A 19,309-nucleotide genomic window follows, 5' to 3' on the forward strand; every position below is an offset into this window, starting at 1 on the left:
AGGGTGCGTAAATGCTTATGTCTTACAAAAACCAATTTTTAATGTGAGCTATGGGAACATAAAAAACGAAGGGAGGACTACCATGGAAAACAAGCGAGCCAACTGCATTATCGAAGTCAGCGTCGACAGCGACAATGGCCGCTATGCGGTCGGCATCATGAATATGCGCCAGGCACTCGATTTGCCGGAAATGCCTAGTCTGTCCTATACACATCCAGACCCGGTCAAGGCCGCCGCCGGTATCGTCGTCAGCCGTAAGGAACTGGCCGGCTTCATGGCCTGCCGCTGAGGCAGCGCCACCCTATCAAGCCGTGACGGCGCTTTTCCCCAAAGCGCTGAGCCTCTTTTGCGGCGCCTGTTATTCCCCTCGTTTCTAAATTGCCTTGCTGGCATCCTTGCGCCGTTCATGCCAAGAAAGCGGCACCAAAAGCAGGACAAGGATGGCAGATGAGGGAGCGGCGCCCACCGCACAAGACGCGTGAGCGGACAAAGCCCGCCGATAACGCCGCGGCTAAGCGGGTTACCCTTCCCCGCGCCCTGTCCAAGCTCGGTTATTGCTCCCGCACGCAGGCCGAACGTCTGATTGCCGAAAATCGCGTTGCGGTCGACGGCCGCACCGTCAGCGATACCTCCGCATGGGTCGATCTTGCCACGGCAAGGATCAGTATCGATGGCCTCGCCATCGCTGCCGAAGCGAAAATCTATCTGATGCTCAACAAGCCCCGCGGTCTCGTCACCACCCGCCACGATCCAGAAGGCAGGCCGACGGTCTATGATTGCCTCAGGGATTTCGACATCCCGCATCTCTCTCCCGTCGGCCGGCTCGACAAAGCGAGCGAGGGCCTGCTGCTTTTCACCAACGACACCGAATTCGCCCAGATCCTGCTCGATCCGGTCACGCATGTGACGAAGACCTATCATGTCCAGATCGACCGCATCATGGACGACGAGGACATTGCCGCCATGACATCGGGCATCCGCCACGACGGCGAGTTGCTGACGGCGACCGCCGCGCGGCGCCTGCGCCAGGGCGACAGGAATTCATGGATCGAGGTCGAGCTCGACGAAGGCCGCAACCGCCAGATCCGCCGCATGCTTGAGGCGCTGGGAACCGAATGCCTGCGCCTCGTGCGCGTCGCAATTGGCGGGCTTGAACTCGGCGAACTGCCGAAAGGCGCCGTGCGTGCGCTGACCGAACCGGAATTGCAGGCGCTGCGCCGGAGAACCGGCTTGGAAAGGACGAGACGCAATTGACTGCTGTGACGGAGATGGCGCCGCACGATTTCTGGCAGGAGATCCACCCGCCCGGCACCTTTGCCGGCGATGGCGAATTCACCTCTTTCTATGTCGCCGCGCTCGAAGATGGCCGTCAGCTTCGCCTGCCGATCCGTGAGCTGGCGGATGGCAATCACGCCCTCGCCTCGCTGATCGTCAACCAGGCGAGCTTCCTCGTCCTCGATACGCTCGCCGAAAGCCTCGCCGAAAAGATCAGGTCCATGCGCATCGATGTCGTCGCCGGCCTGCCGACGCTCGGCCTGACGCTGGCCGCCGCCGTGGCGCAGAAGCTCGGCCATGACCGCTATGTTCCGCTCGGCACCTCACGCAAATTCTGGTATCGCGACGAACTCTCCGTTGCCCTGTCTTCGATCACCACGCCGACACAGCAGAAACGCCTTTATATCGATCCACGCATGCTGCCGCTGCTTCAGGGACGGCGCGTCGCACTCATCGATGACGTCATTTCCAGCGGTGCCTCGATCGTTGCCGGCCTGCATCTGCTGATGGCCTGTGGTATCGAACCCGTCGCCATCGGTGCGGCCATGCTGCAATCGGAGCGGTGGCGCGACAGCCTCGCAGCCGTCGGGCCACAATGGATCGCGCGTACCGTCAGCGTCTTCGCAACGCCCATTCTGGAGCGGACTGCCGCCGGCCGGTGGCAGGCACCACCAGCCTGACGCGAGATGTGAGGATTGTTCAATCCTGACCTGAAGGCGCCTCTGTACAGCGCATGAGGAACGATTACAGTCCGCCTGATCGATGAAACAACGGACCCGCCCATGTTCGAGCAAGCATCCCTGCTGATCCTTCTGCTGGCGATGCTCACTCTCTTCTCGCTCGATCGCATCCGCATCGAGGTGGTCTCGATCGCCGGCCTGCTTGCCGGCTATGCGCTCGGCCTTTATCCCGCCGACCAGATCTTCACGGGCTTCGCCAGTCCCGTCGTCATCACCGTCGTCGAGATCCTGCTGATCGTCCAGGTGCTGGCGCGCGCCAGGCTCTTCGACAGTCTCGCCGCCCGTTTCGCGGCCGCAAGACCCTCCGACTTCACCGTCATCGCTGGCACTTCTACGCTCGCCGGCTTCATGTCCATCTTCATGAACAATATCGGCGCCTTTGCGATCACCTTGCCGGTGGCGCTACGCCTCGGCGCGGCCCTGAAAATCCCCCGCCGTCAGCTCGCCATGCCGGTCTCGTTCGCAGCCCTGCTCGGCGGTCTCGTTTCGCTGATCGGCACCCCGGCCAACCTGCTCGTCAGCGATGGGCTCGCCAAGGCGACCGGAACCGGCTTTCGCTTCTTCGATTTCGCCTATGACGGCCTGCCGGTCGCCATCGCCGGAATTCTGCTCATCGCCTTTCGCGTGCAGCGCCTGTTTCCGGAACCCGACGAAACACCGGTGACGACCTCCCCGGCCGCGCGCCGCGTCGTCGTCGAGCGTTACATCCCTGATATCTCGCCACTGATCGGCGTGCGGCTTTCCGATTGCCCGGTGCGTTTCGGCATCAAGCCGCACGCGCTGATCCGCGGCGATAATTTCGTCTTCGGTCCGCTCGACCAGTCGGTGATCGAACCGGGCGACGTGCTGCTTGCCGAGGGCGCCGATGCGGTCTTTGCCGACCTTGCCGCCACGCAGGCGCTGATGGCCGATGCCCATCCGCATGGCCTGCAGCCGGATTTCACCCATGTCGAAGCCGTCGTCATGCCGGAAAGCACGTTGGTCGGTTCGCGCGTCCGCTCGCTCGAAATCTTCCACCGTCGCGGCATCGCGGTCACCGCCCTTTCCATGCGCGCGCCACGCATCGAGGGCCGCTTCCTCGACCTGCAATTGTCGATCGGCGATATATTGACACTGGAGGGGCCGCGCCCGGCGATTTCAGAAGCGTTGGAGGAAAGCGAGTGCCTGCCGCTCGCCTCGACAGCACCGGCCGAACCGGCGCTCCTTTCCTGGCGGCCCTTCGCGCTCTTTGCCTGTGGCGTCGCCGCCTCCGCGGCCGGCCTGCGTCCCGACGTCGCTTTTGCCGGCGTCGTACTCGTGCTCGCTCTGCTCAATCATCTGAACATCCGTCGGGCGATGGCCGATCTCAATTGGCCGATCATCATCATGCTCGCGGCGATGATCCCGATCGGCCAGGCGGTGGCGAGCACCGGAGCGGCCGAAACCATCGCCAGCTGGCTCAGCCTCGTCGTGCCGATCACCCATCCGCTCATCGGCATCGCCCTCATCCTCTTCCTCGCCATGGCATTGACGCCTTTTGTCAACAACGCGACGGTCGCGATCGTCCTGACCCCGATCGCTCTGGAATTCGCAAGAGCCGGCCGGCATGCGCCGGACGCCTATCTGATCGCGGTCGCCGCCGGCGCCTCCCTCGATTTCCTGACGCCCTTCGGCCATCACAACAACACACTGGCAATGGGCATCGGCGGCTACCGCTTCGGCGATTTCCTGCGCGCCGGCTGGCCGCTTGCCGTCACAAGTTACGGCCTCGCCCTGCTTCTTACCGCTCTGTTCTGGCTGTGATGCATTACCCGATCGGCTTGACTTCCCCAGCAATGAAACTAGAGCAGAAGTCTTCACCCAATAATTAAGGACAGTCGAGCGCCGTGCGAATTCTCTCCGAAGCCCATTTCCCGGAATTGCCGAACTATTATCGCGGCAAGGTGCGCGAGAATTACGATCTTCCGGACGGACGCCGCATCATTATCAGCACCGACCGGCTGAGCGCTTTCGACCGCATTCTCACCTGCATCCCCTATAAAGGCGAGGTACTGACGCAGACGGCGCGCTACTGGTTCGAGGCGACGAAGGACATCTGCCCGAACCACGTTCTCGACTATCCCGATCCGAATGTGGTCATCGGCAAGCGGCTCGACATCCTGCCGGTCGAGATCGTCGTGCGCGGTTATCTCGCCGGCACCACCGGCACCTCGATCCTGACGCTTTATAAAAAGGGCGAGCGCGAGATGTACGGCATGCGTCTGCCCGATGGCATGCGCGACAACCAGATCCTGCCCGAACCTGTCATCACGCCGACCAGCAAGGAATTCGACGGCGGCCACGATGAACCGCTGACGCCGGCCGAAATCGTCACGCGTGGCCTTCTGACGAAAGAGCAATGGCAGACGCTGTCGACATATGCGCTCGCCCTCTTTGCTCGGGGCCAGGAGATGGCGGCGAAAAACGGGCTGATCCTGGTCGATACCAAATACGAGTTCGGCACCGACGGTGACGGCAACATTATCCTCGCCGACGAGATCCATACGCCGGACAGCAGTCGCTACTGGCTTGCCGAAAGCTATCCGGCAAGCTTTGCCGCTGGAAAACGCCCGGAAAGTTTCGACAAGGATTTCGTCCGCGCCTGGGTGGCGGAGCGTTGCGATCCCTATAAGGACGAGATCCCGGAAATCCCCGCCGAACTGATCGAGCAGACCTCGGCCGTCTACATCAAAGCCTACGAGGCGATAACCGGTGAGCGCTTCGTTCCCGACAATAGCGGCGAGACGCCGCTTGCCCGTGTCCGAACCAACCTCGCCCGCTATTTCCCTTGAAATCGCGGCACACGAAAGCCGCCGGGCCGATCATCGGCTTGCAGCATTTCGTCCAATAGCGCTAGAGCGCCGCGCGCCCGAAAGGACGCGCTAAGGACGCTCTATCACTTTGAATCGGCGCATAATCCTTTCCGAAAATCGATTCCGATTTTCGGGCTTATGCGCTAGCATTGGCAAAAAGGGGTATCGGGCTCGGCCCGGCGGGGAACAGATGACAAGAAGGCCAAGACGCAAGGCCGAGGAAACGCGAGAGGACATTCTCTCCATGGCGGAGATGCTGTTTCGCGAGCGCGGCTTCGTTGCTGTGTCGATCGCCGATATCGCCGGCGCGCTCCACATGTCGCCCGCCAATGTCTTCAAGCATTTCCGTTCCAAGGTCGCGCTCGTCGATGCGATCGCCGGACGCCATCTCGACGATGCTGCCGAGCGCTTCGCAGCCTTTGATGGGAACCTGCCGCCGAGGGAACAACTGCTCCGCTTCATCCTGCGCCTGCTGGAGAGCCACCTGCAGGACATCCAGAAGAACCCTTATATCTTCGAAATGGTACTCTCGACGATTGAAGCCAAACTCGAGGCCGGTAATCGCTATCGCGCCCGCATCGAAGCGAAGCTCGGCGAGATCATCCACGAAGGCATGGCGGAGGGACGTTATCATTGCCGCGATGCCGGGAGTGCGGCACATACCGTCGCAGACGTCCTGGCCGGCGTGCTGCACCCTGTCCTGATCGCCCGCGACGACAAGGAGACGCTCGTGCGCCGCGCCGAAAAAATCGTGTGTTTCGTCGATGCCGCACTGCAAAATAGCGCTTGCTAAGTGATGATTGCTGAATTACGTCACTTCGTAAAGCTTTTCTTAAATTCGGATAACGGCATTTGGAGCGAACTCAATCCTGACGCTTATATAAGCCTGCGCTTGGTCAAGCCGAGCCCGCAGGCCCGAGCTCGTAGATTGAACGGCGATTGCCACCGCACAGGAATTCAGCATGATACGGCGTGCCCTCCTCATCTCCTCGGCCCTGGCATTCGCAGCCCTTCTCGCCGCCTGCAGCGACAATGGCTCCAAGCCGGCCGGCAATGCGGGCGCAGGCGCGGCACAGCAGGCTGCCCCCGTCGGCGTGATTGCGCTGACGAAGGGCACGTTCCCAATCACCACGATCCTGCCAGGCCGCGCCGAGACATTTCAGACAGCCGATATCCGGCCGCAGGTCAGCGGCCTCATCCGTGAGATCGCCTTTAAGGAAGGCGGCGAAATCAAGAAGGGCGACCTTCTCTACCAGATCGAGGATGCACCCTATATCGCCATCGTCGAGCAGGCCAAGGCGGCTATCTCCAAGGCGCAAGCCAGCGTGCCGAGCGCTGAAAGCAATCTCGACCGTTATCAGCGCCTCGTCGGCAGCGGCGCCACCCAGATCGAATTCGAAACAGCCAAGACGACGCTGCTCCAGGCCAAGGCCGAAGTCGAGTCGGCGAAGGCCGCGCTTTCCGCGGCACAGATCGACCTCGACCACACCAGGATCGTCGCCCCTTTCGATGGCATCATCGACCAGACGGCCGTTAACGTCGGCAACGTCGTCTCTGCCAACCAGACGACGGCGCTGACGACGATCCGCCAGCTCGATCCGATCTACATCTCGCTGACGGAATCGAGCACCAACCTGCTGAAGCTGCGTGATGCGATGACCGCCGGGGACATCAAGGGCGAAGCCAATGTCGTCTTCCACCTGATCCTGGAAAACGGCAAGGAATACAACCAGCAGGGCAAGCTGGACATGTCGAAGCAGGTGGTCAGCGAGACCACAGGTACCTTCATCATCCGCGTGCTCTTTCCCAATCCCGACCGTATTGTCCTGCCCGGCATGTATGTCCGCGCAACCGTCGAGCTTGGCGCCGAGGCCGGTTATGCGCTCCCGCAGCTGGCGACAAGCCGTGACGCCAACGGCCGGCTGACGGCACAGTTCGTTTCCGCCGACGGCAAGGTCGAAACCCGCGCCTTCGAGAACAGCTCGCCCTCCAACAATTCCTGGCTCGTGACCGAAGGCATCAAGGACGGCGATCAGTTGATCGTCAGCGGCCTGCAATCGATCACCTCCGGCATGCCGGTGAAGCCGGTCCCGATGAAGATCAATGACAACGGCGTGGTCGTGCCTGCCGAGCAGCCCGCGGCCGGTGACGCACAGAAGCCTGCAGCGAAGTAATCGCTGAAGCCCCGCATCGTCACCGTCTCGTCGCACAGGAACAACCGATGGCCAAGTTTTTCATCCGACGTCCGATTTTCGCCTGGGTCATTGCGATCACCATCATGCTCGCCGGCCTGCTGGCGATCTTCACGCTGTCGATCTCGCAATATCCCGACATCGCCCCGACGACGGTTCGCATCAACGCCACCTATCGCGGCGCCAGCGCCGAGACTGTCGAGAAATCGGTGACGACGATCATCGAGGATGGCATGACCGGCCTCGACGATCTCACTTATATGACCTCGACCTCATCGACGGGTTCGGCCAGCATCCAGCTCACCTTCGGGACGAGCGCCGACCCCGATATCGCCCAGGTGCAGGTGCAGAACAAGCTGCAGCTGGTTCAGTCGCAGCTCCCAAGCGACGTCATCGATGCCGGCATCAGCGTCACCCGCTCGACCTCGAGCATCCTTCTCGTCGGCTCGCTTGTTTCGACCGACGGCAAACGCAACTCCGTCGACCTCGGCAACATCATGTCGACCTCGATCGAGGATCAGATCCAACGCCTGGAAGGCGTCGGCAGCATCAATGTCTTCGGTTCGGGATACGCCATGCGCGTCTGGCTCGATCCGTTCAAGCTGCTGAAATACCAATTGACGCCGAGCGACGTGACGTCAGCCATCCAGGCGCAGAACACCCAGGTCTCCGTTGGCTCGCTCGGTGCCCAGCCGACGATCCCCGGCCAGCAGATCAACGTCACCATCACCGCTCAAAGCCAGCTGACCACCGTCGCCGATTTCGAGCACATCATCCTGAAGGTCGAAAAGGACGGCGCGACGGTGCGCCTGAGCGACGTCTCGCGCATCGAGATCGGTCAGGAAAGCTACGGCGGTAGTTCGCGGTACAACGGCCAGCCATCGACCGGTTTTGCCGTCAACCTTGCGATCGGCGCCAACGCAATCGATACCGCTGCCCGTGTGCGCTCCGCCCTGGAGGTCATCGGCCGCGGCCTGCCGGCAGGTGTGGAGATCACCTATCCCTACGACACCACGCCCTTCGTGGAACTGTCGATCGAGAAGGTCGTGCACACGCTGATCGAGGCGATCGTGCTCGTCTTCGTGGTGCTGCTCGTCTTCCTGCAGAATCTCCGTGCGACGCTGATCCCGACGATTGCCGTTCCCGTGGTGCTGCTCGGCACCTTCGGGGTGCTGGCGGTCACCGGTTACTCGATCAATACCTTGACGATGTTCGCCATGGTGCTGGCGATCGGTCTTCTCGTCGACGACGCCATCGTCGTCGTCGAAAACGTCGAACGCATCATGTCCGAAGAAAAGCTCTCGCCGCTCGAGGCAACGGAAAAATCGATGGGCGAGATCACCGGCGCCATTGTCGGCATTGCGCTCGTCCTGACTGCCGTCTTCATTCCGATGGCCTTCTTCGGTGGTTCGACCGGCATCATCTATCGCCAGTTCTCGATCACCATCGTCTCGGCCATGCTGCTGTCGGCGCTCGTCGCCCTCGTGCTGACGCCCGCACTTTGCGCCACGATGCTGAAGCCGGTCGGCGAACACAGGAAGCACCGTGTCGGCGACTGGTTCAACCGCAACTTCACGCGCTCGACCAACGGCTATATCAGCGCCATCGGCTATCTGCTGAAGCGGCCGATCCGTGTCATGCTGGTCTTCCTTCTGGTCGGCGCCGGCTGCGCTTATCTCTTCACCCGCCTGCCGAGCTCCTTCCTGCCGCAGGAAGACCAGGGCGTGCTGCTGACCATCGTCACCACGCCGCCGGGTTCGACCACGCAGCAGACCCAGGCGGTCGTCGAGAAGGTCGAGAAATATTATCGTGAAAACGAGAAGGACGCCGTCGATTCCGTCTTCGGTGCGCTCGGCTTCGGCTTCAGCGGTTCCGGCCAGAACAGCGCCATCGTCTTCACCAAACTGAAGGATTTCGCACAGCGCACCGATCCGACGCTGAGCGCCCAATCGGTCGTCAACCGTGCGCTGCGCAGCTTCTTTGCGATCCGCGAGGCGCAGGTCTTCGCGCTGCTCCCGCCGGCGATCCAGGGGCTTGGCGTGTCGAGCGGCTTCTCGATGTATCTCGTCGATACCGGCGGCCACGGCAACGACGCCCTGACGGCAGCCTCCAAGCGGCTGATCCAGATGGGCAACACGTCGGGCAAGATCGTGGCGCTGCGCAGCAGCAACAAGGAAGTCGAGCCGCAGATGCGCATCGTGCTGGATCAGGAGAAGATCGGCGCCATGGGCGTCGACATCGCCTCGGTCAACTCGATGTTGTCGATCATCTTCACCGGCCGCGACGTCAACGACTTCACGCTGAATGGCGAGATCAAGCCGGTCTACGTCGAGGGCGATGCGCCCTTCCGCATGCAGCCGAGCGACCTCAACCACTGGTACGCCCGCAACAATGACGGCGAAATGGTGCCCTTCTCCGCCTTTACCCGCTCGGAGTGGGTGAAGGGCGCGCCCTCGCTTGCCCGCTTCAATGCCGTCAGCGCCATTCCGCTCGACGGCGCGTCCGCTCCCGGAGTTTCCTCCGGCGATGCGATGAATGAAATGGAAGCCCTGACCAATGAGCTCGGCGGCGGTTATACGGTCGCCTGGCAGGGCATATCCTATCAGGAGCGCCTTTCCGGTTCGCAGGCACCGATGCTCTATGCGATCTCGGTTCTCGTCGTTTTCCTCTGCCTGGCGGCGCTTTACGAAAGCTGGTCGATCCCCTTCTCGGTGATCATGGCGGTGCCCGTCGGTATTCTCGGGGCGCTGACGGCGGCAACCCTCTTCGGCCAGGCGAACGACGTCTATTTCAAGGTCGGCCTGCTCACCACTATCGGGCTGGCGGCGAAGAACGCGATCCTGATCGTCGAATTCGCCAAGGATCGTATGGAAAGCGGCATGGGGCTCTACGAGGCGACATTGGAAGCCGCGAGATTACGCCTGCGGCCGATCATCATGACCTCGCTTGCCTTTATTCTGGGCGTCGTGCCGCTGGCGATCGCGACAGGCGCGGGCTCGGCGGCGCAAAACGCCATCGGCATTGGCGTTCTCGGCGGCATGCTGGCGGCGACGATGCTCGGAATTTTCTTCGTGCCGTCGTTTTTCGTCGTCATTCGACGCATCTTTGCCACACGCGGCAAAAATGCGGCAGGACTGTGATATAAATGCACTGTGATAATGCAGTTGCCGTTGCTACATTGCGCCCGACTGCTTCGGAATGGTGTTTTTGGTAGAACGAGGCGCGGCGGCCGATAGTGAAGCATGAAGCTTTGGACAAGAATTGACTTGCTCGAGTACAGGATGAAATGAATGGTATCTCTTCGTTTTGCCACACCGGCATTATTGTTATTATTGTCGGGCTGCGTTGTGGGCCCGGATCATGTTCCTCCTGAGATGCCGCTGCCCGCCAAATTCGGAGAGGGTGGGACCAAGAGTGATGGCGATGTTGCTACTGCAGCATGGTGGACCGCCTTCAAGGATTCAAGACTGAACGGCTACGTCAAGGCCGGCCTCGATCAGAACCTGACAGTTCAGCAGGCGATCGAAAGAATCAATGCAGCTTCCGCAAACGTCACCACCGCCGGCGCCGGCGGCCTGCCGAGCCTGACGGTCGGCGCCTCGCAAACGGTCAGCGGCCAGAAGGGCGAGCTGCGCACGCAGCTCGACACGCGCAACACCAGTGCCGGCGACGTCCAGCTGAGCTGGCTGCTCGATCTATTCGGGCTTTACAAGCGCAATACGGAGAGCGCGCTTGCCTCGCTCGATTCCGCTTACGCATCGGCTGACGTTGCCAGGCTGACCCTCATTCAGGACCTTGTCTCGAGCTATATCGACGTTCGCTTCTATCAGCAGCGCCTGGCGCTTTCTAAGGCCAACTTGAAGTCTCGCCAGGAAACCTACGAACTTACCAAGTTCCAGCTTGAAGCCGGCGCCGCGTCGCGTCTTGATGTCGTTCAGGCCGAAGGTCTCGTCCAGTCGACGCTCGCCGAAATTCCGGGCCTTGAAACCAACATCCGCATATCAGCCCATCACATCGCCACGCTGCTCGGCCTGCCGGCTTCGGCTCTTGTCGATGAATTGCTGAAGGGCTCCGGTCAGCCGGTATTCCGCGGCGGCATCACCTCCGGCATCCCGGCCGACCTGATCCGCAATCGCCCGGACATCCGCGTCGCGGAACGTGATCTTGCCGCCGCAACAGCCAATATCGGCGTTGCCCAGGCGCAGCTTTATCCGAGCATCTCGCTTAGCGGCTCGATCTCGCCGTCCTACATCAATCAGCGTGGCATCCATGGCGGCCTGACGCCCTGGTCCTTCGGCCCGACGCTCAACCTGCCGATCTTCGATGGTGGCCGCCTTCGCGCCAACGTCAAGTCGGCACAGTCCGATGCCGCGACCGCCTATCTCAACTGGAAGTCGACGGTGTTGACCGCGGTCGAGCAGGTCGAAAACGCACTTTCGGCCGTCCGGCGTGACGCTCAAACGGTCGCGGCACTTCAGGCCCAGGTGAAGACCACGCAGGAAACGCTCGAACTTTCCACAGCGTCCTACAAGGACGGCGCCTCCTCGCTGCTCGACGTTCTTGACGCGCAGCGCCAGGTTTCGCTCGCCCAGGCAAGCCTTGCCGCATCCGTCCAGCAGATGGCCAAAGACTATGTCTCGCTGAACATCGCGATCGGCGGCGGTTTCGCCCCCGGCGGCAAAACCACCGCGCCAGTGAAGCCCGCCAAGAGCTGACCGGCGTTTGACCTTTCTGGAAATACTGAGCCCCGCGATCGTCTCGCGGGGCTTTTTCGTAGCCGCTGAATTCCGCCGCCAGATAATTGCGCAGAGGATGAATTTAGAATCGACAAGCAGAAAGAGCTGATGTATGGCCTTGATTAATCGTTTAATCAGAACGCCCCAAATATGCCTCCATCGCGCCCGGGACCGAACCTCAGCAGGATTGCGACGTCGCTCGGCGTCTCCGTCGCGACGGTCTCCAACGCGCTTTCCGGCAAGGGCCGGGTCTCCGGCCAACTGGTCGAACGAATCCGCGAGCACGCAGCCGAATTGGGTTACGTCCCGAGCCAGGCCGGCCGGGCGTTGCGGACCGGCCGCAGCGGCGTTCTCGGCCTGGTGCTGCCCGATATCGCTAACCCGCTATTCCCGAAGATCGCGCAGGCGATCGAATTCGCCGCCTCCGCCGCGGGATACGGCGTGCTGATCGCCGACTCCCGCGGCGATGTCGCCACCCAGACCGAGGCGATCAACCGGCTGGTCGAGCGCGGCGTCGACGGCATGGTCATCATTCCCCGTCGCGCCACCCGCATTTCAGCCGCTGCCTGTCCGGTCGCCATCATTGACACTCCCTCGACACCTGGAAACACCGTTGCTGCCGACCACTGGCAGGGCGGGCTCGAAATCGCCGGCCATCTCGCGGGCCTCGGCCATCGCCGTGTCCTCATCATCGGCAACAATCAGGAATCCAACGTCCAGAATGACCGCACCGGCGGCATCCGCTCCGGCATGCGCCCGGGCATGCATTCGGAAACCCTGTGGATCGACCGACTGGAGCAGGAGAACGGCAGTGGCTGCCCGCTCGGCCTCGCCGAAAAAGTCAGGCGGGGTTTCACCGCCTTTGCCGCCCTCTCCGACCTGCAGGCGTTGCGGGCACTGACGGAGTTGCAGCAGGCTGGCATCAACATTCCCGCCGATGTCAGTGTCACCGGCTTCGATGACCTCATCTGGTCGCCTGTTGTTACGCCGTCGCTGACGACGGTCCGGATGGACATGGATAGGATTGCCGAAATTGCCGTGTCGGCGCTGGTGGATACGATAAAAACAAGCGGCATCCGGGAGGGCGTGCTCGTTACCGCGAAGATTGAACGCGTCGCCATGCAGCTGATCGTCCGCCAATCATCCGGGCCTGCGAAACCGGCACAAAAGACTTCAGAGATGGAGAATATGTAAGATGAAAAAAGCTTTCATTGCCTCGGCAGCACTCCTCCTCGATACCGCGCTCGCCTTCGATCTGCCGGTTGCCGGCGCGGCAACCCTCAAACGGTCCGGGTGAAATCATGGGCGTCTGGATCGACACAGACATGGGTTTCGACGATATCGCCGCCATTCTGGTGGTCGTGCAGTCTGAATTCGAGATCGACGGCGTATCACTGGTCTTCGGCAATACGCCGTTGCCGCAGGTGAGAATGAATGCCGCAGGTGCAGCCAGTGCCTTCGGCTGGAAATTCCCCATCCACACGGGTCGCGCCATGCCTGTTCTCGGCAAGCTCGAAACCGCTCAGGCGATCCTTGGCGAAACCGGCATCCCGACATCAGGCAAGAGCCTGCCGCAGGCGGCTGCCCTTGCCGAAAGCGATGCCTTCGCAGCACTCTGCCGCTGGCTGGAGCGCAAAGGCCAGCACCGCATCCTGGCGCTCGGCCCGCTCACCAACATCGCTGCCGTGGCGCTTGCCCGACCCGATCTTGCCGCCCGTATCACCGAACTCGTCTGGATGGGCGGCGGCGTCACATCAGGCAACCATACGGCCTCCGCCGAATTCAATGCGCTCGCCGATCCCGAAGCCCTGTCGATCGTCATCGCCCACGGCTTGCCGCTGCGCATGGTCGATCTCGACCTCTGCCGCAAGGTGCTGGCAAGACCCGAGGATGCCGAGCCGGTGCGCCATGCCGGCGGTGTCAATGCCGAACTCATCGCCGATATGTTTTCGGGTTATATCCGCATCGGCACCAGCCGCGGCCGCCCAGCCATGGCGATCTACGACCCTTCCGCCGCGGTCGCCTTCGTCACTCCAGATATCGTCAGCTTCCGCCCCGCGCGTATTGACGTCGAGCTGCAGGGTGCCCTCACCCGTGGCCGCACCGTCGTCGAGACCCGCGCCACGCATGCGACCTTCAATGCCCAATTCGCCGCCGACATCGATGCCGACATGGCGCGTGTCATCATTCTCGCCGCTTTGGTCAACGAGGCCCGCAAATGACCGCCATCCCTCGTCAAGAACCCGCCGATCTCAATGATCCCGCCTTGCGCGCCCGCGCCGTCGCTGCTGCGCGCGGCGACGCCCCTTTCGACATGCTGATCACCGGTGGCCGGTTGCTCGATGCGGTGACAGGCCTAATCCGGGAAGCCGATGTCGGCCTCGTCGGCGCGCTGATATCAAGCGTCCATGCCCCGGCAAGCCGCACGGATGCCGTCGAGATCATCAATGCCTCGGGCAGCATCATGACGCCCGGCCTGATCGACACGCACATGCATGTCGAAAGTTCGATGGTGACACCGGCCGAATATGCAAGCGCCGTCCTGCCGCGCGGCGTCACCACGATCGTCTGGGATCCGCATGAATTCGGCAACGTCCACGGGCTCGACGGCGTGCGCTGGGCGATCGAGGCGGCGCGCTGCCTGCCGCTGCGCATGATCCTGCTCGCGCCCTCCTGCGTGCCCTCCGCACCGGGCCTGGAACTTGCCGGCGCCGATTTCGATGCCTCCGTCGTCGCCGAGATGCTGCGCTCCTCCGCCGTCGACGGCATCGCCGAAGTGATGAACATGCGCGGCGTCATCGACGGCGATCCGCGCATGGCGGCCATCGTCAATGCCGGCCTCGCCGCCGGCAAGCTCGTCTGCGGCCATGCCCGCGGCCTCGAAGGCGCCGATCTCAACGCCTTCATGGCATCGGGCATCACCTCCGACCACGAACTTACCTCCGGTGCCGATCTCCTCGCCAAGCTTACCGCCGGCCTGACGATCGAGCTGCGCGGCTCGCACGACCATCTGCTGAAGGAGTTCGTCGATGTGCTGAACGGTCTCGGTCACCTGCCTCCGACCGTCACGCTCTGCACTGACGACGTCTTTCCCGACGAACTCCAGGAAGATGGTGGCCTCGACGACGTCATCAGGCGCTTGGTGCGCTACGGCATGAAGCCGGAATGGGCCATCCGTGCCGCGACTTTCAATGCCGCACAACGTCTGAAGCGCACCGATCTCGGCCTCGTCGCCGCCGGCCGCCGCGCCGACATTGTGCTCTTCGACGACCTCATGGAATTCCGGGCACGGCTGGTCATATCAGGTGGCCGCATCGCTGCCCGCAACGGCAGCATGCAGGCTGCCGTCCAGCAGATTGATACGGCGCCGCTTGTCAATTCGGTGAAGCTGCCGCCGCTGACTGAGAATGATTTCCGCATTCCGGCGAAGGGCGAGCGCGTCCGCGTCGCCACCATCGACCGCCCGCGCTTCACGCAATGGGGCGAGGCCGAAACCGAGGTCAGGGACGGTTTCGTCGTTCCGCCGGCCGGCAGCGCCATGATCGCCGTCGCCCATCGCCACGGCAAAGCCGATGGTACCCCGCGTATCGGCTTCCTCACCGGCTGGGGTGAATGGCGCGGCGCCTTCTGTACCACTGTTTCGCATGACAGCCACAACCTCACCGTCTTTGGCGGCAACGCGCGCGACATGACGCTCGCCGCCAACGCCGTCATATCAGCCGGCGGCGGCATGGCGGTCGCCACGGACGGCCGAATCGAGGCGATCCTGCGGCTGCCGCTCTCCGGCCTGGTGACGGATGCATCGCTGAAGGAGACCGCCTTGGCCTTCGTCGGCATCCGCAAGGCCATGGAAAAGATTGTCGACTGGAAACCACCCTATCGGGTCTTCAAGGCCTGCTTCGGCGCAACGCTCGCCTGCAATGCCGGCCCGCACCAGACGGATCGGGGAATTGCCGATGTGGTGACGGGGAAAGTGCTTGAGAGTCCGGTGCTGGAGGTTATGTAAGCCGAGACGCACAGACCCTATACAAAGGGGCGTGCGTCCCGCCACCTCAAACTCCAGCTAGACCTTCAATTCCCGCTCGACCAACGCCACCCAGTAAGCCGCCCCATAACCAAGCGCTTCATCGTTGAAATCATAAGCCGTGTTGTGATGCAGCGCGCCGTCCACCGCCGGGCCGTTGCCGAGCCAGACGTAACAGCCCGGCGCATTCTGGGCGAAAAAGGCGAAATCGTCGCCCGCCGTCGACGGCGGAAAACTTGTCTGCACCTTCCCGCCAAACACCGAGCCGGCCGCCGCGAGCGCCCGCATGGTCGCATCCGCGTCATTGATGACAGGCGGAATCCGCCGTTCGAATGCATAGTCCACGGTGATGTCGTACATAGCTGCACTACCCTGCGCCAGTCGTCCGATCTCGGTCTCCAGCTGATTACGCACATCAGACGAATAGGCCCGCGCCGTCCCGCCGATCTCGACGATATCAGGAATGACGTTCAGCGCCTTCGGGTCGCCCGCCCGCAGGAAACAGGCGCTGACGACGGCCGGCTGCAGCGGATCGACCACCCGTCCGACGATCGTCTGCAGCGATGACAGGAATGTGCCGGCGGCCGTGATCGGATCGCGGCCGAGATGTGGCTTGGCGCCATGTGTGCCGGTCCCGCGGAAGGTCATGCGCCAGCTGTCGGAGGAGGCAAGCTGCGGTCCCTCGACCACGGCGATCTCATCGACCGCAAGCCCAGGCATGTTATGCAGCCCGTAGACGGCATCGCAGGGAAAAAGCTTAAACAGCCCCTCCTCGACCATGCGCCTTGCTCCGCCTCGCCCTTCTTCGGCCGGCTGGAAGATGAAATGCACCGTGCCGGAAAAATTCCGCGTCGCAGCAAGATGCCGCGCAGCGCCGAGGAGCATCGCCGTATGGCCGTCATGGCCGCAGGCATGCATCTTGCCGGGCGCGGTCGATTTATAAGGCCGCTCTGCCATTTCAGGCATGGCAAGCGCATCCATATCGGCACGCAGCCCGATCCTGCGCGAGCCGTTGCCGAGCTGTAGCGTGCCGACCACGCCGGTGCCGCCGAGGCCGGGATGCACCGTGATACCAGCTTCTTCGAGAAGCCTCGCGACGATGCCGGCGGTACGCTCCTCCTCGAAACCGAGTTCGGGATGCGCGTGCAGGTCGCGGCGCAGGGAGGTCAGAAACGGCAGATCGTCCTTGATCCGGGCGGGAATGCTCATCGGGCAATGGTCCTGGGGCCTGGATATCCTGTCATGCGAAACGGGCGCCCAACCGGCGCCCGCATCAGATCATTCTTTGTTTATCAAACGGCCCACAAGTTCAACCCCAGAACAGGATGATTTTAGGCCGGGCCAAAAATCTGAATCCTGTTCTCAATTAAAGAGTTAGAGCATGATGTCGTCCGAAAACCGCTCACACTTTTCGGCATCATGCTCTACGCCTCCTCGACGAACACCTCCTCGCGCTTCTTCTTGACGCTCGGCAGGAAGACGACGATCAGCACGGCAACCGCAATGGCCAGAAGAATGGCACTGATCGGCCGCGTGACGAAGGTCGTCGGATCACCACGCGACAGGATCATGGCGCGCCGGAGGTTCTCTTCGAGTAGCGGCCCAAGCACGAAGCCGAGCAAGAGCGGCGCCGGTTCGCAACGAAGCTTTGCCAACACATAGCCGATGAGCCCGAAGAAGGCGACGGCATAGAGATCGTAGACGTTGGCGTTGACGCTGTAGACCCCGATCGAGCAGAAAGCCATGATGACGGGGAAGAGCACGTAGTAAGGCACGGTCAAGAGCTTCACCCAGAGCCCGATCAGCGGCAGGTTGAGGATGACCAGCATCAGGTTGCCGATCCACATCGAGGCGATGATGCCCCAGAACAGCGCCGGCTGCTCGGTGGCGACGTTCGGACCGGGCACGATGCCCTGGATGATCATTGCGCCGATCATCAGCGCCATGACGGGATTGGCCGGAATGCCGAGCGTCAGGAGCGGAATGAACGAGGTTTGCGCACCGGCATTGTTTGCCGATTCCGGCCCTGCGACGCCGGCAACCGCACCCTTGCCGAACTCCTCCGGCGTCTTCGACATCCGCTTTTCCACCGTATAGGAGGCGAAGGAGGCAAGGATGGCGCCACCGCCCGGCAGGATGCCGAGCGCCGAACCGATCGCCGTACCGCGAATGACCGGCGCGATCATCTCCTTGAATTCCTGGCGGGACGGCAAAAGGCCGGACACCTTGGCCATCAGCACCGTGCGTGTCGACTCGCCCTCGAGATTGCGCAGGATTTCCGCCACCCCGAAGACACCGACGGCGAGCGCCACGAAGTTCAGCCCATCGGCATATTCGCGGATGCCGAGCGTGAAGCGCGGCGTGCCGGTATAGATGTCGGTGCCGACGAGGCCGAGCAGCAGCCCGAGCGCCACCATCGCCAGCGCCTTGACGACAGAACCATGCGCAAGAGCGATCGAGGAAACGAGACCGACGATCATCAGCGAGAAATATTCCGCTGAACCGAATTGCAGCGCGATTGCGGTGAGCGGTGGCGCGAAGATCGCGACGAGAAAGGTCGACACGGTGCCGGCGAAGAACGAGCCGAGCGCCGCGATCGCAAGCGCTGCCCCCGCCCTGCCCTTGCGGGCCATCTGGTAACCGTCGATCGCGGTGACGGCCGAAGAGGATTCGCCCGGCATGTTGATCAGGATCGCCGTCGTGGAACCACCATACTGCGCGCCGTAATAGATGCCGGCGAGCATGATGAGCGAGGAGACCGGCTCGAGCTGGAAGGTGATTGGCAAGAGCATGGCGATCGTCGCCGTGGCGCCGATGCCGGGCAGCACGCCGATCAGCGTGCCGAGCAGCACGCCGATCAGGCAGAAGAACAGGTTTTCCGGAGTTCCGGCCGTCGCAAAGCCGAGCGCGAGATTGCTGAAAAGATCCATCATCGTCTCCTAGAACCGGACCCAGGGGCCGAAGCGCTCGAACGGCAAGCCGAGCCCGTAGCTGAAGACCGCCACCGAAAAGATCGTCAGCAGCAGCGAGAGGATGATCGCGAAGAACAGGTTCATCTTTTGCGATGCGAAGCAGGCGATGAAGGCGGTGAAGAACAGTGACGGCGCAAAACCCAGCCCCCGCACCGTCAAGCCGAAGAACACCGGTGCCGGCAGAATGAAGAGCATGCCGCGCCAGGCAAACGGGTCGATCGGCTCGCCCTCGACGCGGAGTGCCTGAATGAAGATGATCGCGCCGAGAAGCACGAGCACACAGGCAAGCACGAGGGGAAAATAACCGGGCCCCATGCGCACTGCCGTGCCGAGGTCGAGCCCCAGCGACTGGATGGCGAAGAATGCACCGGTCGCGACGAAAAGCGCGCCGCAGATCGCATTGGTGGTATCGAAACTGATGGATTTCATGGTGTCTCCTGGGGTTGGAGATGGTTCGTGACGCGCTGCTGCTGTGGTTGCCCTCATCCGCCTGCCGGCTTCTCCCCGCATGCGGGGAGAAGGGAATATGCTGCAAACCC

General features: G+C 62.3%; 15 protein-coding genes. 12 read left to right on the top strand and 3 right to left on the bottom strand.

Annotated features, from left to right (window positions below):
- Nucleotides 1-82: 82 nt before the first annotated feature.
- The 12 genes from AB8B31_RS17210 (at nucleotide 83) to AB8B31_RS17265 (ending at nucleotide 15,780) form a co-directional block, all read left to right on the top strand.
- On the top strand, nucleotides 83-289 hold the full coding sequence (locus AB8B31_RS17210; protein ID WP_018445865.1) for a hypothetical protein: 207 nt from the start codon (nucleotides 83-85) through the stop codon (nucleotides 287-289).
- A gap of 158 nt (nucleotides 290-447) precedes the next feature.
- Nucleotides 448-1,254 (top strand): pseudouridine synthase, encoded by an 807-nt coding sequence (locus AB8B31_RS17215; protein WP_018445866.1) that lies wholly within the window; start codon nucleotides 448-450, stop codon nucleotides 1,252-1,254.
- Nucleotides 1,255-1,268: 14 nt separating this feature from the next.
- The gene (locus tag AB8B31_RS17220) at nucleotides 1,269-1,955 is read left to right on the top strand and encodes a phosphoribosyltransferase (protein WP_028733459.1); all 687 of its coding nucleotides are present in this window, start codon (nucleotides 1,269-1,271) and stop codon (nucleotides 1,953-1,955) included.
- A gap of 102 nt (nucleotides 1,956-2,057) precedes the next feature.
- On the top strand, nucleotides 2,058-3,797 hold the full coding sequence (locus AB8B31_RS17225; protein ID WP_028733460.1) for an SLC13 family permease: 1,740 nt from the start codon (nucleotides 2,058-2,060) through the stop codon (nucleotides 3,795-3,797).
- Nucleotides 3,798-3,880: 83 nt separating this feature from the next.
- Complete coding sequence (locus tag AB8B31_RS17230; protein ID WP_018445869.1) at nucleotides 3,881-4,825, top strand: phosphoribosylaminoimidazolesuccinocarboxamide synthase; 945 nt, start codon at nucleotides 3,881-3,883, stop codon at nucleotides 4,823-4,825.
- Between the two features lie 211 nt (nucleotides 4,826-5,036).
- Nucleotides 5,037-5,639, top strand: coding sequence for a TetR family transcriptional regulator (locus tag AB8B31_RS17235; RefSeq protein WP_028733461.1), 603 nt, complete (start codon nucleotides 5,037-5,039; stop codon nucleotides 5,637-5,639).
- Between the two features lie 169 nt (nucleotides 5,640-5,808).
- Complete coding sequence (locus AB8B31_RS17240; protein ID WP_018445871.1) at nucleotides 5,809-7,020, top strand: efflux RND transporter periplasmic adaptor subunit; 1,212 nt, start codon at nucleotides 5,809-5,811, stop codon at nucleotides 7,018-7,020.
- 47 nt (nucleotides 7,021-7,067) lie between these two features.
- Nucleotides 7,068-10,178 carry an efflux RND transporter permease subunit gene (locus AB8B31_RS17245; protein ID WP_028733462.1) on the top strand — a complete coding sequence of 1,037 codons (3,111 nt, stop codon included), beginning with the start codon at nucleotides 7,068-7,070 and terminating at the stop codon, nucleotides 10,176-10,178.
- 150 nt (nucleotides 10,179-10,328) lie between these two features.
- Nucleotides 10,329-11,753, top strand: a complete 1,425-nt coding sequence (locus AB8B31_RS17250) for an efflux transporter outer membrane subunit (RefSeq protein WP_018517646.1) — start codon at nucleotides 10,329-10,331, stop codon at nucleotides 11,751-11,753.
- Nucleotides 11,754-11,924: 171 nt separating this feature from the next.
- Entirely contained in the window at nucleotides 11,925-12,968 is a 1,044-nt protein-coding gene (locus AB8B31_RS17255) for a LacI family DNA-binding transcriptional regulator (protein WP_028733463.1), read from the top strand.
- Nucleotides 12,969-13,075: 107 nt separating this feature from the next.
- The gene (locus tag AB8B31_RS17260; RefSeq protein WP_026188514.1) at nucleotides 13,076-13,996 is read left to right on the top strand and encodes a nucleoside hydrolase; all 921 of its coding nucleotides are present in this window, start codon (nucleotides 13,076-13,078) and stop codon (nucleotides 13,994-13,996) included.
- On the top strand, nucleotides 13,993-15,780 hold the full coding sequence (locus AB8B31_RS17265) for an adenine deaminase (RefSeq protein ID WP_018243403.1): 1,788 nt from the start codon (nucleotides 13,993-13,995) through the stop codon (nucleotides 15,778-15,780). The genes AB8B31_RS17260 and AB8B31_RS17265 overlap by 4 nt, the downstream gene beginning before the upstream one ends.
- Before the next feature lie 57 nt (nucleotides 15,781-15,837).
- Here the strand turns inward: AB8B31_RS17265 and AB8B31_RS17270 are convergent, their stop codons facing one another.
- From AB8B31_RS17270 to AB8B31_RS17280, 3 genes are all read right to left on the bottom strand, one after another.
- Complete coding sequence (locus AB8B31_RS17270) at nucleotides 15,838-17,007, bottom strand: M20 aminoacylase family protein (protein WP_018243404.1); 1,170 nt, start codon at nucleotides 17,005-17,007, stop codon at nucleotides 15,838-15,840.
- A gap of 215 nt (nucleotides 17,008-17,222) precedes the next feature.
- On the bottom strand, nucleotides 17,223-18,728 hold the full coding sequence (locus AB8B31_RS17275; RefSeq protein ID WP_018243405.1) for a tripartite tricarboxylate transporter permease: 1,506 nt from the start codon (nucleotides 18,726-18,728) through the stop codon (nucleotides 17,223-17,225).
- 9 nt (nucleotides 18,729-18,737) lie between these two features.
- The gene (locus AB8B31_RS17280; RefSeq protein ID WP_439007471.1) at nucleotides 18,738-19,199 is read right to left on the bottom strand and encodes a tripartite tricarboxylate transporter TctB family protein; all 462 of its coding nucleotides are present in this window, start codon (nucleotides 19,197-19,199) and stop codon (nucleotides 18,738-18,740) included.
- Nucleotides 19,200-19,309: the final 110 nt, after the last annotated feature.

It is taken from the genome of Rhizobium sp. 62_C5_N11_2 (assembly GCF_051811185.1).
In the GTDB taxonomy this organism is placed as follows: Bacteria; Pseudomonadota; Alphaproteobacteria; order Rhizobiales; family Rhizobiaceae; genus Rhizobium; species Rhizobium leguminosarum.

Excerpts from the sequence above, each read along its gene's own strand:
- AB8B31_RS17210 (WP_018445865.1), top strand. The coding sequence starts at position 83 with ATGGAAAACAAGCGAGCCAACTGCATTATCGAAGTCAGCGTCGACAGC.
- AB8B31_RS17215 (WP_018445866.1), top strand. The coding sequence starts at position 448 with ATGAGGGAGCGGCGCCCACCGCACAAGACGCGTGAGCGGACAAAGCCC.
- AB8B31_RS17220 (WP_028733459.1), top strand. The coding sequence starts at position 1,269 with ATGGCGCCGCACGATTTCTGGCAGGAGATCCACCCGCCCGGCACCTTT.
- AB8B31_RS17225 (WP_028733460.1), top strand. The coding sequence starts at position 2,058 with ATGTTCGAGCAAGCATCCCTGCTGATCCTTCTGCTGGCGATGCTCACT.
- AB8B31_RS17235 (WP_028733461.1), top strand. The coding sequence starts at position 5,037 with ATGACAAGAAGGCCAAGACGCAAGGCCGAGGAAACGCGAGAGGACATT.
- AB8B31_RS17240 (WP_018445871.1), top strand. The coding sequence starts at position 5,809 with ATGATACGGCGTGCCCTCCTCATCTCCTCGGCCCTGGCATTCGCAGCC.
- AB8B31_RS17245 (WP_028733462.1), top strand. The coding sequence starts at position 7,068 with ATGGCCAAGTTTTTCATCCGACGTCCGATTTTCGCCTGGGTCATTGCG.
- AB8B31_RS17250 (WP_018517646.1), top strand. The coding sequence starts at position 10,329 with ATGGTATCTCTTCGTTTTGCCACACCGGCATTATTGTTATTATTGTCG.
- AB8B31_RS17255 (WP_028733463.1), top strand. The coding sequence starts at position 11,925 with ATGCCTCCATCGCGCCCGGGACCGAACCTCAGCAGGATTGCGACGTCG.
- AB8B31_RS17260 (WP_026188514.1), top strand. The coding sequence starts at position 13,076 with ATGGGCGTCTGGATCGACACAGACATGGGTTTCGACGATATCGCCGCC.
- AB8B31_RS17265 (WP_018243403.1), top strand. The coding sequence starts at position 13,993 with ATGACCGCCATCCCTCGTCAAGAACCCGCCGATCTCAATGATCCCGCC.
- AB8B31_RS17270 (WP_018243404.1), bottom strand. The coding sequence starts at position 17,007 with ATGAGCATTCCCGCCCGGATCAAGGACGATCTGCCGTTTCTGACCTCC.
- AB8B31_RS17275 (WP_018243405.1), bottom strand. The coding sequence starts at position 18,728 with ATGGATCTTTTCAGCAATCTCGCGCTCGGCTTTGCGACGGCCGGAACT.
- AB8B31_RS17280 (WP_439007471.1), bottom strand. The coding sequence starts at position 19,199 with ATGAAATCCATCAGTTTCGATACCACCAATGCGATCTGCGGCGCGCTT.